This is a genomic window from Bergeyella cardium, from assembly GCF_009914665.1.
In the GTDB taxonomy this organism is placed as follows: domain Bacteria; phylum Bacteroidota; class Bacteroidia; order Flavobacteriales; family Weeksellaceae; genus Bergeyella_A; species Bergeyella_A cardium.
Map to the genome: position 1 here is coordinate 1,774,331 of NZ_CP029149.1, position 16,018 is coordinate 1,790,348.

17 protein-coding genes are annotated in these 16,018 nt (G+C 36.7%); 15 read left to right on the forward strand and 2 right to left on the reverse strand.

What is annotated here, in order from left to right:
* Positions 1-14: 14 nt before the first annotated feature.
* From DBX24_RS08135 to DBX24_RS08200, 14 genes are all read left to right on the forward strand, one after another.
* Positions 15-1,298: a nucleotide sugar dehydrogenase gene (locus DBX24_RS08135; protein WP_160224540.1), complete on the forward strand. Its 1,284-nt coding sequence runs from the start codon at positions 15-17 to the stop codon at positions 1,296-1,298.
* 288 nt (positions 1,299-1,586) lie between these two features.
* Positions 1,587-2,285, forward strand: coding sequence for an alkanesulfonate monooxygenase (locus tag DBX24_RS08140; protein ID WP_120489121.1), 699 nt, complete (start codon positions 1,587-1,589; stop codon positions 2,283-2,285).
* A gap of 1 nt (position 2,286) precedes the next feature.
* Complete coding sequence (locus DBX24_RS08145; protein ID WP_120489120.1) at positions 2,287-3,285, forward strand: EpsG family protein; 999 nt, start codon at positions 2,287-2,289, stop codon at positions 3,283-3,285.
* A 5-nt stretch (positions 3,286-3,290) separates the two neighbouring features.
* Positions 3,291-4,193, forward strand: a complete 903-nt coding sequence (locus DBX24_RS08150; RefSeq protein WP_160224541.1) for a glycosyltransferase — start codon at positions 3,291-3,293, stop codon at positions 4,191-4,193.
* Positions 4,194-4,195: 2 nt separating this feature from the next.
* Positions 4,196-4,801, forward strand: coding sequence for a sugar transferase (locus DBX24_RS08155; protein ID WP_160224542.1), 606 nt, complete (start codon positions 4,196-4,198; stop codon positions 4,799-4,801).
* A gap of 11 nt (positions 4,802-4,812) precedes the next feature.
* Positions 4,813-5,454 carry a PglD-related sugar-binding protein gene (locus DBX24_RS08160; RefSeq protein WP_120489117.1) on the forward strand — a complete coding sequence of 214 codons (642 nt, stop codon included), beginning with the start codon at positions 4,813-4,815 and terminating at the stop codon, positions 5,452-5,454.
* A gap of 10 nt (positions 5,455-5,464) precedes the next feature.
* Positions 5,465-5,695 (forward strand): acyl carrier protein, encoded by a 231-nt coding sequence (locus tag DBX24_RS08165; protein ID WP_120489116.1) that lies wholly within the window; start codon positions 5,465-5,467, stop codon positions 5,693-5,695.
* On the forward strand, positions 5,696-6,748 hold the full coding sequence (locus DBX24_RS08170) for a 3-oxoacyl-ACP synthase III family protein (protein ID WP_160224543.1): 1,053 nt from the start codon (positions 5,696-5,698) through the stop codon (positions 6,746-6,748).
* A 1-nt stretch (position 6,749) separates the two neighbouring features.
* Entirely contained in the window at positions 6,750-7,142 is a 393-nt protein-coding gene (locus tag DBX24_RS08175) for a VOC family protein (RefSeq protein WP_120489114.1), read from the forward strand.
* Entirely contained in the window at positions 7,142-8,722 is a 1,581-nt protein-coding gene (locus DBX24_RS08180) for an HAD-IIIC family phosphatase (RefSeq protein ID WP_160224544.1), read from the forward strand. The genes DBX24_RS08175 and DBX24_RS08180 overlap by 1 nt, the downstream gene beginning before the upstream one ends.
* Before the next feature lie 13 nt (positions 8,723-8,735).
* Entirely contained in the window at positions 8,736-8,954 is a 219-nt protein-coding gene (locus DBX24_RS08185; RefSeq protein WP_120489112.1) for an acyl carrier protein, read from the forward strand.
* A gap of 5 nt (positions 8,955-8,959) precedes the next feature.
* The gene (locus DBX24_RS08190; RefSeq protein ID WP_120489111.1) at positions 8,960-9,703 is read left to right on the forward strand and encodes an SDR family NAD(P)-dependent oxidoreductase; all 744 of its coding nucleotides are present in this window, start codon (positions 8,960-8,962) and stop codon (positions 9,701-9,703) included.
* A 17-nt stretch (positions 9,704-9,720) separates the two neighbouring features.
* Complete coding sequence (locus DBX24_RS08195; RefSeq protein ID WP_160224545.1) at positions 9,721-10,875, forward strand: DegT/DnrJ/EryC1/StrS family aminotransferase; 1,155 nt, start codon at positions 9,721-9,723, stop codon at positions 10,873-10,875.
* Positions 10,876-10,885: 10 nt separating this feature from the next.
* A complete protein-coding gene (locus DBX24_RS08200) occupies positions 10,886-11,815 on the forward strand; it encodes a DUF3078 domain-containing protein (RefSeq protein WP_374210806.1) in 930 nt (309 codons plus the stop codon).
* Between the two features lie 361 nt (positions 11,816-12,176).
* Here DBX24_RS08200 and DBX24_RS08205 read toward each other — a convergent pair whose 3' ends face one another.
* Entirely contained in the window at positions 12,177-12,935 is a 759-nt protein-coding gene (locus tag DBX24_RS08205; protein ID WP_160224546.1) for an exodeoxyribonuclease III, read from the reverse strand.
* 95 nt (positions 12,936-13,030) lie between these two features.
* A complete protein-coding gene (gene porX / locus DBX24_RS08210) occupies positions 13,031-14,575 on the reverse strand; it encodes a T9SS response regulator signal transducer PorX (protein WP_120489108.1) in 1,545 nt (514 codons plus the stop codon).
* Positions 14,576-15,128: 553 nt separating this feature from the next.
* Here porX and DBX24_RS08215 point away from each other — a divergent pair.
* Positions 15,129-16,001: a DUF808 family protein gene (locus DBX24_RS08215; RefSeq protein ID WP_160224547.1), complete on the forward strand. Its 873-nt coding sequence runs from the start codon at positions 15,129-15,131 to the stop codon at positions 15,999-16,001.
* The last annotated feature ends 17 nt before the right edge of the window (positions 16,002-16,018 follow it).

Consider the following 16,018-nt stretch of genomic DNA (forward strand, 5'->3'; position numbering starts at 1 on the left):
TAAGAATATAAAAAATGGATCATAAAATAGCAGTTATAGGTTTAGGATATGTCGGTCTTCCATTGGCAAGATTATTCGCAATGAAATACCCTGTGGTAGGATTTGACATTAACCAGAAAAGAATTACAGAACTCAATGCAGGACACGATGAAACTTTGGAGGTTTCTGATGAACTTTTGAAGTCAGTTTTGGTTGGAGAAAACCCATTCAATACAAGTTCTAACGGACTTTTCTGCTCATCAAATCTGGAAGATATAAAAGATGCCAATATCTACATTATCACTGTTCCTACACCTGTGGATAGGAATAATCGCCCAGACCTTACACCTCTTATAAAAGCAAGTGAGACCGTAGGAAAAGTCATCAAAAAAGGAGATATTGTTATTTACGAATCTACTGTTTATCCTGGGGCAACGGAGGAAGATTGTATCCCTGTGGTGGAGAAGGCTTCAGGATTGAAATTTAATCAAGATTTCTTTGCTGGATATTCCCCTGAAAGGATTAATCCAGGTGATAAAGAGCATACTGTAGAGAAAATTCTAAAAGTAACTTCTGGCTCCACACCAGAAATCGGAAAAGTGGTGGATAACCTTTATTCATCAGTAATTACGGCAGGAACTCACCTTGCGCCAACTATTAAAGTTGCTGAAGCAGCAAAAGTGATTGAAAATTCTCAAAGAGATATTAATATTGCTTTCGTAAATGAATTGGCTAAAATATTTAATCTAATGGATATCAATACTCACGATGTACTAAAGGCAGCAGGCACTAAGTGGAATTTTCTTCCATTTAAGCCAGGTCTCGTTGGGGGACATTGCATCGGTGTAGATCCATATTATTTAGCACAGAAGGCTCAAGAATACGGCTATCATCCAGAGATTATCCTTGCGGGGAGAAGAATGAACGATTCTATGGGCAAATATGTTGCAGAGCAAGTGATAAAGGCGATGATTAAGAAGAATATTCAAATCAATGGTGCTAAAGTCCTAATGCTTGGGGTAACTTTTAAAGAAAATTGCCCAGATGTCCGAAATACAAAAATCGTAGATGTCATTTCTGCTTTGGAGGATTTCGGTGTGAAGGTAAGTACTTTTGACCCTTGGGCAAATCCTTCTGAGGTTCAGCATGAGTACGGTATCACGAGTACTCAGCAACTCCCTAATGGGAAGTATGATGCAATTATCTTTGGGGTAGCTCATAAAGATTTTAAAAATTTAGATATAGAAACTTTAAAGACCTCAAGTACTGTAGTCTATGATGTAAAAGGTGTTTTTGAGAATGTGGATAAGAGACTTTAATTCCAAAATTATCTGCTATTTTATTAAATTAATAAACTTATAGAATAAGAGATCTTTAGGCTGAAAAAGTTATATGAAGACAATGTACATTTATTGATAATCATTACCTTTGGCATCAGTAATAAATTTTTAAAAACTAATAAGAGATTTTTCTAAAAAAATCTGCAAGATGGAAGGATAATTTAGTAAGCCATCACAAAATTGCTTAGAATAGAATATAGGAAGAGAGTAATATTATACTTGAAAAGCCTAAAGAAAAACTATAATAATTGAAGAAAGGAAAAAAAGATGGATATTAAATTTCTTATAGCTCCACTAATGTATGCTGTATCTATTTATATAGATGTATTTACCTATCATTTAAAATTTAATCTTCACGATAATAAAAATTTCAGATATCTTTTTTCCCTTATCAATGTTTTTCAGTATTCTGCTCGGGGGTTTATTCTTATCTTCGCACCTATTATGGCCTACTATACCGAGTCTGTAAAAGATAAGGACTTAATCTGGCTAATGACCCTCCTTGCACACATATTCGTCATTCTTCTCCTTATAATGCTTTATAGTAGAAGGTATTCCTTAGCTATATCAAGATTTATTATATCAAAACTTAATTTCTTCCTTGGAAAAGTAGAGTATAAAAAAGATTTCACGATTATTTTGAATCCTACTTTTAGAAAGGAGGCTATTAATTTTAAGAAAGACAGTTTGTTTTTTGGTTTTTCTTTTCTAGCTTCATCTGTATATGGTTTTAGTATGACTTTTCTTTACTACATTGCATTTTATTTTCCGCAGAAAGTTCTTATGCTAAGTTCTTATAGCCAGGTACTGAATTCAGTAGGAGCTATGAGTCTCCTCCTGTTTATAGATCCAAGGATGATGGCTTCTATTGATAATGGTAAAGGATTAAAAGAGCTTAACATCATTACCACAAGTAGAATATGTGCTCATTTTGTATTAATATTAATTCTTTTATTTATTAGATAAAATGAATGAGTTACATTTATATTTGGGAATTACTTTCCTTTTTTTTTATTTAGGATGTCTGCACAAGAATCCTGTTCATAAAGCATTTTTTACATTTGCTTTTATCGTTTTCAGTTTTATTTTACGTTTCTCTATAGATGTAAGTTGGGGCAAAGATTATATGGCATACTATCATCTGTATAGAATGGAGAAACCAGAGAAATTACTTGATTATTTTACCAAAGAGCCTTATCTCTATTTGCTTCATACTTTCTGTTCAAACCTTTTAGATACCAGAAAAGAAGTTTTCCAACTGATGTTTTACTTTAATTTCATCATTGTTAATAGCTTTTTTATATGGCTTATTTGGGCAGAAAATGTCCGTACTTGGAAAAAAATGATATTTTTCTCCCTCTACTACTTGTTGTTCTCCTATGTTTTGCTTAGGAATGGGATTCCATATGTTATATTTGCATACTTTATCCATCAGATTTATAATGATAAGAAAACTACAAAATTAGTATATCTTACTCCGTTTATGCACTTTAGTTCTACTGTTCCAATAGTGCTTATTTTTCATAAGAGTAAGAAGTATTTTTATTATTTTACTATTGTTTTTTCCCTTTTAGTATCAGTAATATTTGTAGGTACTCTTTTAAACCGACCAGAGCTTGAGTTGATAAATAGTAAGTTTAATGCATATAGCGAGAAACAGATATTTAGTATTATACATTATATATTTTTTGCTGTCTTTATGTCTGCTACTTTTGTTGCTTATCTTTTTCTAAGGAAGCGATTCTTCCATCCAGTAATTATTACTACACTTGCGCTTTATATACTGGTATTTTTTATTAGTCCTATCGCAGCATTTAGGTATTCACCTTATTTACTTACGGGGCTTATTTTTATTAGGGTAGATGATACTAAATACAAACGCTTTAATAATTTAATGGATTATGCTTCTATAGTGATTCTTTTCCATTTTATCTATACTTTCTATGATACGCACGAAATAAGCTAAGCATTATGAAAACAATAAAAACCCTGCTCGCATCTTACAACGGAGAAAAGTATATAGAGGAGCAGATTCAGTCAATATTAAATCAGGAAGGGGTTCTTGTAGATCTTATTATTAATGATGATTCAAGTAAAGATAGAACTGTAGCCCTCGTTAAAGAAAAATTTCCAGAATTAAAGGTTAAGATAAATACTCCTGCTACAGGTTCTGCAGCAAATAACTTCCTTAAAATGATAACAGAGATAGATTTTAATGAAGACTTTCATTTTGTAGCCTTTGCAGACCAAGATGATATTTGGTTACCTCAAAAACTGAGTGCTGCAGTAGAAAAATTAGAAGCAGAGAATGCAGCGCTTTATTGCTCTAATCTTACCAAGTGGGATATGCAGAACAATAGTTTCTTTCTGCTAAAAAAAGATTACCCACAAAAGAAATATGATTTCCTCTTCGAGGGGGGGAGTGCTGGTTGCACCTATGTTTTTACTAAAAATCTTGCTCAGCAACTCAAAGCCTTTATACCTACGGTAGATTCCTCTTGTTGGGAAGAGTTTTCGCATGACTGGTTGGTATATTTCTTCGCCAGAAGTAGAGGGTTTAAGGTCTGTATAGATGGAAATTCTTATATTCATTATCGTTTGCATAATAATAATGTACATGGGCATCTTAATCAATTATCTTTTAGTACGATTAAGTATAAAATAGGTAAAGTCCTCAGAGGTTATCATAAAAAACACATTGAGAACTATATAAAGTATATAGAACCAGGTTCAGATTATTATAAGATATACCGAGCCTTTCTCGGCTCTTACTTCCAACGAAATAAGATGATATTGAAATATAACACCCAATTAATGAGAGATACCAAGAAATTTTATTTATTTTTGTTACTAAATTTATTTAGGTTTAAGTAAGAATGTACCGCCTTTTTATCAAGAGATTTTTAGATTTTAGCCTGTCATTCATAGGTTTTATCTGTTTATTCCCTCTATTTTTTTTGGTAATGGTGGGGCTATTTTTTGTTAATGATGGCAAGCCTTTCTTTTATCAGCTAAGACCAGGGAAAGATGGGAAGATTTTTAAGATTATCAAGTTTAAAACGATGAATGATAAGAGAGATTCCAATGGAAATCTCCTCCCAGATGCTAAACGGCTCACCAAAATTGGGTCATTTGTAAGAAAAACCTCTCTTGATGAAATCCCTCAACTCCTTAATGTGATCAAAGGAGATATGTCTCTCGTAGGGCCAAGACCTTTACTGCCAGAATATTTATCTTTGTATAGCGAAACGCAGCGCCGTCGCCACGAAATAAAACCTGGTATTACGGGTTGGGCACAGGTTAATGGGAGAAATGCGATATCTTGGACTAAAAAATTTGAACTCGATGTTTGGTATGTAGATCATATCAGCTTTTTATTAGATCTAAAAATCATATTGCTAACGATAAAAAAGGTTTTCATCCGCGAGGGTATCTCCCAAGAAGGGCACGCCACTGTAGAAAATTTTAATGGAAAAAACTAATAAATTAATATATGAAAAAAATAGCAATCGTAGGTGCGGGAGGGTTTGGACAAGAGGTCTTTTGTATATGGAGAGATATGTTACGGGCTCAAAATACAAAATATGAGTTTATAGGTTTTTTTGATGATGCACCAGGGCTTCTCAAAAATAATTTTGGAAAGATTGTAGGTACAGTAGAGCAGTTGAATATTATTGATTATCCATTGGAAGTAGCTATTGCTATTGGTACTCCAAAGCATATTTTCACTGTAAAACAGCTGATAAATAATAATTATCTTATTTTTCCTAATATTATTCACCCTACTGTACAGTTTTTAGGGAAAGATAGTATAAATATCGGGCATGGAAATATTTTTGCATTAAATACTATAATCAGTTGTAATACTAAAATAGGTGATTTTAATGTCTTTAATACTCGAGTTACACTTGGTCATGATAATCTTGTTGGAGACTATAATGTATTTAGCCCAAATGTTCAAATTTCTGGTAATGTACATATTGGTAACCTTAATCTTTTGGGTTTTAATAGTGGGATTATTCAGAATAAAAAAATGGGTAATGAAAATACATTAGGAGCAGGCAGTATTCTGCTGAGAAGTATAAAAGATGAAGGGCTCTATATAGGAAACCCTGCAATAAAAGTTAAATTCTAAAAAAAATATAATGGACAAGAATAAATTTATAGAAGACTTTACATCAATATTTGATGAAGTAGAAGTATCAGAAGTAACAATGGCTACAGAGTTTAAGAACTTTGAAGAATGGAGTTCCTTAGCCGCATTAGGACTTTTAGCTGTAATAGAAGAGGAATATGATGTAGCTCTAACTCATAATGATATTAAAAATGCAGTAACTGTGGAAGATATATACAATATTGTTCAAAATCAAAAGTAAATGGCTTATATTCACATTCCCAATGTTACAATTAAAGGTATTTCTGCTTGTGTACCTAAACAAGTGATTAAAAACGAAAGTCTTAATCATATTTTTCCAGAAGAGGAATTGAAAAAAACAATAGAATCAGTTGGAATTAAAGAGCGCAGAATTTCTAATGAAAATATTTGTGCATCCGATTTATGCTATAATGCTGCAGAAAAATTACTTTCCGATTTAAATATAGATAAAGATTCTATTGATGTACTCATATTTATGTCTCAGACTACAGATTATAAGATACCAGCTACAGCTCCTATACTTCAGAATCGTTTAGGACTTAGCAAAAATACTATCTGCTTTGATGTCTCTTTAGCTTGCAGTGGATATATTTATGCATTAACTACAGCATTTACATACCTTAATCTGCCTAGTATAAATAGAGTTTTATTACTTGATGGAGAAACATTCTCTAAAATTGTAAATTCAAAAGATAAAACTAATGCTTTACTCTATGGAGATGCAGGAACAGCAACTCTTTTGGAGAAAAAAGAAGGAAATAATTTTAATGCTATTTTACATACAGATGGAGAAGGATGGGCATCTGTTAATGTACCTGGGGGAGCTTGTAGAAATCCATTTACAAAAAATAGTTTAGAAGAGAAAATTCGTGAAGATGGAAGCATAGGAAATGAGTTACAAATCTATATGAATGGAATAGATGTATTTAATTTTACTTTGAAAGTAGTTCCTAAAAGTATAAAAGAACTGTTAGAAGCTACTCAGACTAATATTTCTGATTATGATTCTATCATATTTCACCAGGCAAATAAATTTATGATTGAGTTTTTTAGCAAAAAGCTAAAATATGATATGGAAAAAGTGCCTATTAGTTTAGATAAATTTGGAAATACAAGTTCAGCAACTATCCCTTTAACAATAGTGAGTGAATTGAAAGATAAGCAATCTATTAATAATAAGATTATTATGAGTGGATTTGGAGCAGGGCTTTCTTGGGCTGCCGCATCTTTGGATTTAGCAGATACTTATATCAGTGATTTAATTGAAATATAATATGAAAGTCCATCATTATGGTTTAGCGACCAAATCTATTGAGAAAAGCATTAAATCATTTCTTAATTTAGGCTATCAAACAGCTTCCGATATCATTTTTGACCCTATACAAGGAGTTAATTTATTGTTTCTCAAAAATGAAAACAACCATCTGATAGAACTTGTAGAACCTGCCCAAGAGGAGAATCCCGTATCAAAAATTTTAGCTAAATCAGGCACTTCATTATACCATATCTGTTATGAAATATCAAATTTTAATGAGAAAATAGAAGAACTTAAAAAGCAACGATTTGCTGTAGTCCTTCCTCCCACACCTGCCGTTGCATTTAGCAATAGAAAGATATGCTTTTTGTATAACCCATCTGTAGGATTAATAGAACTATTAGAAAAATAATGAAAAACATCGTTTATAGAAACTATACGGTTGAGTATCTCTTTGATAATACTACTCATTTCAGTGGTTATGGAGATGTATCCCTCCCTCAGGAAGATTATGATAACATCATCCTTTTCTATCAGCTAGACCCGAGCAAAACTCCAGAAAAGCAGATAGAAGAAATAGAGGAAATACAATCTAAAATCTCCCTTATTACCCATCTGATTTCAGATAAGAGGATTATTGCCCTTACCCTTCCTGTGGAGTATCAGCAGAACTGGCAAATAAAACATTCTGAGCTGAGTTCAGCCATCCTCAGATTTAATCAATACCTTAAATCCCTTTCCTTTGAGCAGAATAATATAAAGGTAGTAGAGCTTAATCAGTTTTTTGAAAACCAAACAATCGATAAAGTAGACTGGCGATTTTTCTTTACATCTCAAATGATTATTAACCCAAAACTGGCTAAACCTTTTAAGAATTGGTTCAATAGCCAACTGGATTTCATCAGTCTTAAAAGAAAGAAGTGCATTGTTTTAGATTGTGATAATACACTCTGGGGAGGCGTTGTAGGTGAAGATGGTGTTCACGGTGTAAAACTCGGACAAGATTATCCAGGTAATGCCTTTAAGAGTTTTCAAGAATTACTTTTAATGCTCTCCAAAAAAGGGGTTATTTTGGCTGTATGTAGCAAAAACAACCTTGCAGATGTACAAGAGCTGTGGAGAGAAAACCCTAATCATCTCATTAATGACCAAGTACTCTCCGCTTATCGAATCAATTGGCAGAATAAAGCAGAGAATATAAAATCAATAGCAGAAGAGCTTAATATCGGTACCGATAGCTTTGTCTTTATAGACGATAACCCTATTGAGAGGGGCATTGTAAAAGAATTTCTTCCAGAGGTAGAAGTTCCAGATTTTCCAGACAAGCCTTATGATTTGGTAGATTTCTTTTGGAAAGTCTATAATGAGTACTTCACTGCTTTTGAGCTCTCGCAGGAGGACTTAAATAAAACCGAGCAGTATAAAGAAAACTTCTTCCGAAACGAGAGCAAAAAAGTCTTTAATAATATGGATGATTATCTCGCAAGTTTAGATATCGTAGTAGATATTATCTCTGCAAATGATGCTAATATCTCCCGTATTGCTCAAATGACTCAGAAAACCAATCAATTTAATCTAAGAACTCAGCGCTATACAGAGGAAGACCTCAAACTTAAACTCAAAAATGGAAGCCATATTTACTGTGCCAATGTAAAGGATAAGTTTGGCGATAATGGTATTACCATTGCCTGCATTGTTGAAGAGCAAAACAATACTTTATTCCTCGATTCTTACCTTTTAAGTTGTAGGATATTAGGTCGTGAGATAGAAAAAATCACCCTACTAAGTATTATAAAACACCTGCAATCCCAAACAGGTAAAGAAGTAAAAGCAGAATACATCCCATCTAAGAAAAATGCAATGACTAAAGATTTCTTGGAAAAAGTAGGCTTTACAATAGATAGCGAAGACCCAGAAGGCATTAAGAAATACTCCTTCAACCCAGATTTAGAGATAGAAATTAAAGATTATTATACCATAAATTTTAAATAATTAATAAAGAACAATGAAAGAGCAAATAGTTGCAATTATGTCTGAGGTATTTGAATTACCTATTGCAGATTTCCCAGCAGAGATTTCCCAGAAAACTATCGAGAACTGGGATTCACTAAGGCACTTAAACCTTATTGTAGAGTTAGAAGACTCTTTTGATAAATCTTTTGAACCAGAAGAAATATCAGAAATGATTACTCTGGACAAAATCATAGAAATGCTTCAAAAATAGTACAGATGAAAGGTAAAAAAATCCTTATAGTAGGTGCTTCTTCTGGTTTGGGAAGAGAGACTGCTCTTAATCTTGCTAAGCAGGGGGCAGATTTGGTTTTAATATCTCGTGATACAGAGAAATTAAATGCTCTTGCTTCTCAACTTGAAGTAGGAAAATATCAAATTTTCCCTGCTGATGTTACAAATGAAGAAGTACTAAATAAGGCACTATCAGATAGCGTAGCAGATGGGGTTCCTTATAATGGTTTTGTGTATTCTGCAGGTATAGAAGCTACAATCCCATCTAAATTGCTGAAAAAAGCAACTCTTGAAAAAGTAATGGATGTAAATGCCTATCCTGCTGTCCTAATTACTAAGTTTTTATTGAAGAAAGGCAATTTTGACCCAGTAGGAGGTAGCTTGGTTTTTATAAGTTCTGTAATGGGGCATTTAGGGCAAACTGCTAAAACCGCCTATTGTATGTCTAAGCATGCAATAGTAGGTATAATGAGAGCTTTAGCATTAGAATTAGCCCCTAAAAATATTCGTGTAAATTGTGTTTCTCCTGGTATGGTAAAGACAGATATGTCTATAAAAATATTGGAGAGCATCAGTGAAGATAATGTTTCTAAAATAGAATCTATGCACCCTCTTGGTTTAGGAGAACCTAATGATGTAGCAGAAGCTATTTCATTTCTATTATCAGATAATTCCAAATGGATTACTGGTGTAGAGCTACCAGTGGATGGAGGATATAGTGTACAGTAATAAAAATTAATTAAACAATGAGCAACACAAAAATCTGGCTTTCATCTCCGCATATGGGCGGCAATGAGCTCAAATATATTCACGAGGCATTTGAAAACAACTGGGTAGCACCGCTCGGGGCAAATGTAGATGGCTTCGAGGCAGACTTGGAGCGCTTCCTTGGGAGTGGGGTAAAGGTCTCTGCACTTTCGGCGGGTACGGCGGCGCTTCACTTGGCGCTTATTCAGTGTGGTGTGCAGGCGGGTGATGAGGTCATCTGCCAGTCAATGACTTTTTCTGCATCGGCAAATCCTATTGCCTATTTAGGGGCAACTCCTGTGTTTGTAGATTCCGAGCCAGAGACTTGGAATATCTGCCCAAAAGCCTTAGAAGAAGCTATTACCGACCGCATTGCTAAGGGCAAGATGCCAAAAGCGATTGTTGCGGTATCGCTTTACGGTATGCCTTTCAAGGTAGATGAAGTTTTGTCCATCGCGCAGAAGTACGATATCCCACTTGTAGAAGATGCTGCAGAGGCTTTGGGCTCCACTTATAAGGGCAAGGCTTGCGGTACTTTCGGGAGGTTTGGTGTGCTTTCTTTTAATGGAAATAAGATTATCACCACTTCTGGCGGGGGGGCATTGGTTTGCCACACTCAGCAGGAGAAGGATAAAACCGTCTTCCTTTCCACTCAGGCTCGGGATAATGCGCCCCACTATCAGCATTCGGAGATTGGTTATAATTACAGAATGAGCAACATCTCGGCAGGTATCGGCAGGGGGCAGATGGAAGTCCTTCCCGAGAGGATAAAAGCCCGTAGGGAGATGCACACTTTCTATCAAGATTTATTTAAAGACATTGATGGAGTAGATGTTTTTACCGAGCCGAGTGCAGATTATTATTCCAACCATTGGCTTTCGGCAATCGTTATCAATCCAGAGAAAACAGGAAGGATGAGGGAAGACCTCAGGCTTGCTTTCTTGGAAGAGAATATAGAATCTCGCCCATTGTGGAAGCCTATGCACCTTCAGCCAGTGTTTAAAACCAGTCCGTATTACGGTGGAAGCATATCCGAAAACCTATTTAATAACGGACTTTGCCTTCCTTCTGGCTCTAATCTCACCAATGAGGACAAGGAGCGCATTGCTCAGGTCGTGAAAAATATTTTCCTACATTTGCCTCCTAATTTTTAAGAATCAAATAATGAAAAAAATTGCATTTGCCCTCTTAGCAATGTCTTCCTCCCTGTTTTTTGCACAGGAGGAGCAGATTGTAGAGGCTAAAACCGATTCCCTTGCTACTAAAAACTGGTCTATCGAGGGGCAACACTCCTTAATGCTCAACCAAGCGGCGTTCTCTAACTGGGTAGGTGGCGGTACCAACAATGTCGGCTGGATAGCTGGCATTAATTATAACCTTACTTACCAGAAGGATAAAGACCTTTGGGAGAATATCATCGTTCTTGGCTACGGTCAAAACGATACTAAGGGCATAGGAACCCGAAAGACCCAAGATGTTCTTAATCTATCCACCAATTATGGCCGTAAAGTCTCCAAAAGCTGGTATGCATCCGCTGGTGCAGGGCTTATTACCCAGTTCGCACCGGGCTATACCTACGGCACTCCGCCAGCAGACGATGTGAAGACCTCTAATTTTATGGCGCCAGGCTACCTTAGCGTAGGGGCTGGTTTTACTTACAAGCCCGCTGCCGACTTTACCCTTACCCTAAGACCTGCCAACGCACGGTGGACTTTCGTATTGGATAAAGAGCTCCAAAAAGAGGGGCTGTATGGCTTGAAAAACGATGGAGATTCTTCTCTCTTCCAGCTCGGTTTCCTCGCTACCGCCCAGTATAAGCTAAAATTGATGGAGAATATCACCCTTGCCAATACCGCATCCGTATTTTCCAACTACCTAGACCATCCCGACCGATTGGTTCTCTCCTATGGTGGGGTGCTTAATATGAAAATCAATAAATACATCTCTTCCGTCATCACGCTTGACCTTCTCTACGACCACAACCAGATTAAGAAGACGCAGCTAAAACAAACCCTCGGCGTAGGTTTCGCCTACAACCTGAGCAATGGTGTAAAAAGAGATGCCAATACCGATAACCGCTCCTGGTCTCATTAATTCATCTATAAACTTATTATCATTAACGGGTTTTTAGTCTTAAGTTTTGGGCTAGAAGCCATTTTTTTTGTATGATATTAAGAATAAATGGCAATACTTCTTTTTTTAATACTTAATAGATGATATAATAACGCTGAATTTCCTCTATTTTTTCAAATTCTATGGCGAACTTAACCCATTGAAATTAATAAATCGGTAAAGAAATATCGTTTTTTATGAGAATTTTCTGTTAAAAAACAAGTTTTAACCCGTTTAGAACGCCTTCGGACCCGTTCGGAACGCCTTCGGATAAGAAAAAAGGGAGATAATTTTACTAAAAAAGACCTTCTCTTATATTTAGAAAGAGAAGGTTTTCGCAATATTAGATTTCTAAGAGGATAGGACAATGATCGGAGTGCACGGCATCCTTTAAGATGAGGGAATTTTGGAGCCGCTCCTCGAGTATATCGGCTACGAAGTGGTAATCGAGGCGCCAGCCTTTGTTCCTCGCGCGGGCATTTTGCCTGTAGCTCCACCAAGTGTAGTTCTCCGGCTGGTCATTGAAGATTCTGAAGCTATCGAGCAGCTTACACTCGCTCATAAAGAGGCTCATCCACTCTCGTTCTATCGGAAGAAAGCCTGAGACATTCTTTAGACGGATAGGGTCGTGAATATCTATCGCTTCGTGGCAAATATTGAAGTCTCCACTGATAATTAGGCGGGGGATTTCCTTTCTAAGCTCTTTGATGTGGTTCATAAAGTCGTAGCAGAACTCCATTTTGAAATCCAGCCTCTCAATATTGGAAGCGCTGGGCACATAAACGGAAATGGTGGAGAAATCTGCGAAATCGGTGCGGATTACTCGTCCTTCGGAGTCGTATTTATCGATTCCCATTCCGTAGACTACGGCTTTGGGCTTGGCTTTTGAGGCTATGCCCACGCCACTATAGCCTTTTCGTTCCGCAGGAAACCAAAAACTCTGATAGCCGAGACTCTCAAAAGTTTTAATATCAATCTGTTCCTGCATAGCCTTTAATTCCTGAAAACTGACGAGGTCTGGATTGGTTATTTTCAGCCACTCATCTAAATTTTTGGAGAAAGCAGCCCTTATACCGTTTACATTATAGGAAATTATCTTCATCTGATGCTTGTTTTGCGTATTAAAAAGCAATAGACTGGACAAATTTCCAGCCTATCATTAAAAATATATTTATTATGAGCTACAAATATAAAAAATTATTTTGGCTCCATTATACTGACGGGGATGATGCACTCTTCCAATGAAATGCCTCCGTGCTGATAAGTATCGCGATAGTAATTCACGAAATGGTTGTAGTTCTTCGGATAGGCGAGGAAGGTATTATTCTTCGCGAAGATGTATTTAGAGCTTAGGTTGCCTTTTGGGAGGAAAAACTTCTCGGGTTGGGTGATTGCCCAGACTTCTTTCTCATCATAGGTGAGGCTACGCCCCGTTTTGTATCGGATGTTGGTAGAAGTCTCTCGGTCGCCGATGACTTGGCTTGGCTTTTTAACATAGATAGTCCCGTGATCGGTGGTAATGACTAATCTAAAGCCCACTTCGGCGGCGAGGCGAATTATTTTGATGAGGGAGGAGTTTTCAAACCAGTTGAGGGTAAGGGATCTGAAGGTTTTATCATCTCGGATGAGCTGGTCTACAATATGATTATCGGTCTTCGCGTGGGAGAGGATATCGATGAAATTATAGACGATGGTGAGGAGTTCGTAGTTTTTGTATTGATTAAAGTCCTCGTAGATTTTTCTTTCAAAGTCGGCATTGAGGATTTTGATGTATTTTGAGGTCTTTCCGCTCAGCCCGAGCCTTTTCATCTGATCGTTGAGGAAATCTTTTTCGTATTCGTTTTTTCCTCCATCTTCATTGTCATTAAACCATTTATCAGGGAAGCGTTTTTCTATCTCCGATGGGAGGAGCCCGGCAAAGAAGGCGTTTCTCGCGTATTGTGTAGCGGTGGGCAGGATGCTGTAGTAGTAGTCCTCCTGTACCTTATTATAATATTTGGCAAAGAGGGGCTCTATGACTTTCCATTGGTCGTAGCGCAGGTTGTCGATCATCAGGAGGAGGACTTTTCCTTTCTCTATTTCGGGTTTTACGCGGTCTTTAAAAAGGGTGTGGCTCATCATTGGTTTATCGGAGGAGTGCAGCCAGCCTTCGTAGTTGCGTTCTATGAACTTTGAGAACTGAATATTGGCATCTTCTTTCTGAGATTGGAGGAGCTCGGCAAATTCGGTATCCATCACTTTATCAAACTTGATCTCCCAATTCATTATTTTCTTGTAATAATCTGCCCAGTCTTGATAGGTTTTCAGATAAGCGAGTTCCATAGAGAGATTTCGGAATTCTTGCTGGTATTCAAGGATGGTTTTTTGCTCTACGAGGTTGTCTTCCTGCAAATTTTTCTTTAAGGAGAGGAGAATTTGATTGGGGTTGACGGGTTTTAGGATATAGTCGGCGATTTGTGAGCCTATTGCCTGCTCCATAATGTGCTCTTCTTCGCTTTTGGTAACCATTACGATCTTCATTGCAGAGTCTTTGCTTTTGAGCAGGGGAATGGCTTCGAGCCCAGAGATTCCTGGCATATTCTCATCGAGGAGGGTGAGCTGGAATTTTTCTTTTTCTATGAGCTCGAGGGCTTCATTTACATTATTAATCGGGGTGATGGAGTAGCCTTTGCCTTCGAGGAAGACGATGTGGGGTTTGAGTAGATCTACTTCGTCATCTATCCAAAGTATTTTTGCCATAATCTGTGTTTTTTGTTAATGATACTTGAATTTTGAGCGTTTTTTGCTCTATTTCGTCATCAAAACTAAATAATTTATTAGTGCGTACAAAAACTTTATATTTTTTTAACAGCTGCAAGCCTCTTTGTTTAGACTTTTTAGGAGAATGGAGGGGTAGGGGAGGGAAGAGTTGGCTTGGGTTAGAGACCCTTTTTTTATTAAAAAGGGGTGGGAATTTAAATCATTGATATTAAACAAATTGATGATTTTGTAATTTTTATAGTTGATAATTGATTTTTTGTAGCGTATTTTTCATTTTTACTAGTTGTAACACTAATCTTAGCGTTGATTTGTTGATTTAGATAGTTGCAGAAGCGTTTTTACCCATTGCATTCGCATTTTTGAGTGTTGCATTCGTATTTTTACTCGTTACATTGGTGTTTTTACCTACTGTATTAGCATTTTTTCGTTCGTTTTATTGAATTTTTCTCAATGAAAAAAAACATTAGCTCATTGTATAGAGAAAAATTGAGGAATAAGGTTTATTTTAGCGCCCGAAAAATTTAAAAAATAAGAGATGGCAACAGGAATTTTTGCAGTATTGGACGATATAGCGAGCCTGATGGACGATGTGGTAGTCGCAACCAAAAAAACAGCGGGAATATTGGGCGATGACTTAGCCGTAAATGCAAATAAGGCGACGGGATTTGTCTCTTCCAGAGAGCTGCCCGTACTTTGGAAAATAACCCAAGGCTCCCTTGTAAATAAAGCGATTATAGTGCCTATTGCCTTGCTGTTAAACATCATCTATCCCGTTGCTATCAAGTGGATTTTGGTATTTGGAGGGCTCTATCTCGCATTTGAGGGAGTGGAGAAGATTGTCCATTATCTCTTCCATAAAAAAGAGGGCTCAGCAAGTGAAAAAAACGCCCCGAAAGCAGAAGAAAACGACCTTATGGTCGCAGAAAAAATAAAGGTAAAGGAAGCTATATCTACCGACTTTATACTCTCGGTGGAGATTGTGATTATTGCCTTAGGAACAGTGCTCGGAGAGCCATTGATAAGGCAAATTATAACGGTTTGTGTGGTTTCTGTGCTGGCAACAGTTGGAGTTTATGGCTTCGTTGCCCTTATTGTAAGGATGGATGATTTGGGTTTTAGCCTTATAAAAAAATCTGAGAATAAAGGACTGCTGGCGAAGATAGGGCGCTTATTGATAAGTGCTTTACCTATTATTATTCGAGCATTTGCAGTCATAGGAACAGTAGCGCTAATATTAGTAGCAGGGGGGATTTTTGCACATTATATCCCACAAATACATCATATAACAGAAGAATACCGGCGCATCCCCGAAATCTTGATAGAAACAGGAGCAGGGCTAGCAGGTGGGGGATTGGTTTATGGTTTTGTGAGCGTGATTAGGAGGCTACGGGCGGTAGCTGGTTTTTAGCTTCTAGCTTTTGGCTG

Coding starts and splice junctions, on each gene's coding strand:
- DBX24_RS08135 (WP_160224540.1), top strand. CDS start 15: ATGGATCATAAAATAGCAGTTATAGGTTTAGGATATGTCGGTCTTCCA.
- DBX24_RS08140 (WP_120489121.1), top strand. CDS start 1,587: ATGGATATTAAATTTCTTATAGCTCCACTAATGTATGCTGTATCTATT.
- DBX24_RS08145 (WP_120489120.1), top strand. CDS start 2,287: ATGAATGAGTTACATTTATATTTGGGAATTACTTTCCTTTTTTTTTAT.
- DBX24_RS08150 (WP_160224541.1), top strand. CDS start 3,291: ATGAAAACAATAAAAACCCTGCTCGCATCTTACAACGGAGAAAAGTAT.
- DBX24_RS08155 (WP_160224542.1), top strand. CDS start 4,196: ATGTACCGCCTTTTTATCAAGAGATTTTTAGATTTTAGCCTGTCATTC.
- DBX24_RS08160 (WP_120489117.1), top strand. CDS start 4,813: ATGAAAAAAATAGCAATCGTAGGTGCGGGAGGGTTTGGACAAGAGGTC.
- DBX24_RS08165 (WP_120489116.1), top strand. CDS start 5,465: ATGGACAAGAATAAATTTATAGAAGACTTTACATCAATATTTGATGAA.
- DBX24_RS08170 (WP_160224543.1), top strand. CDS start 5,696: ATGGCTTATATTCACATTCCCAATGTTACAATTAAAGGTATTTCTGCT.
- DBX24_RS08175 (WP_120489114.1), top strand. CDS start 6,750: ATGAAAGTCCATCATTATGGTTTAGCGACCAAATCTATTGAGAAAAGC.
- DBX24_RS08180 (WP_160224544.1), top strand. CDS start 7,142: ATGAAAAACATCGTTTATAGAAACTATACGGTTGAGTATCTCTTTGAT.
- DBX24_RS08185 (WP_120489112.1), top strand. CDS start 8,736: ATGAAAGAGCAAATAGTTGCAATTATGTCTGAGGTATTTGAATTACCT.
- DBX24_RS08190 (WP_120489111.1), top strand. CDS start 8,960: ATGAAAGGTAAAAAAATCCTTATAGTAGGTGCTTCTTCTGGTTTGGGA.
- DBX24_RS08195 (WP_160224545.1), top strand. CDS start 9,721: ATGAGCAACACAAAAATCTGGCTTTCATCTCCGCATATGGGCGGCAAT.
- DBX24_RS08200 (WP_374210806.1), top strand. CDS start 10,886: ATGAAAAAAATTGCATTTGCCCTCTTAGCAATGTCTTCCTCCCTGTTT.
- DBX24_RS08205 (WP_160224546.1), bottom strand. CDS start 12,935: ATGAAGATAATTTCCTATAATGTAAACGGTATAAGGGCTGCTTTCTCC.
- DBX24_RS08215 (WP_160224547.1), top strand. CDS start 15,129: ATGGCAACAGGAATTTTTGCAGTATTGGACGATATAGCGAGCCTGATG.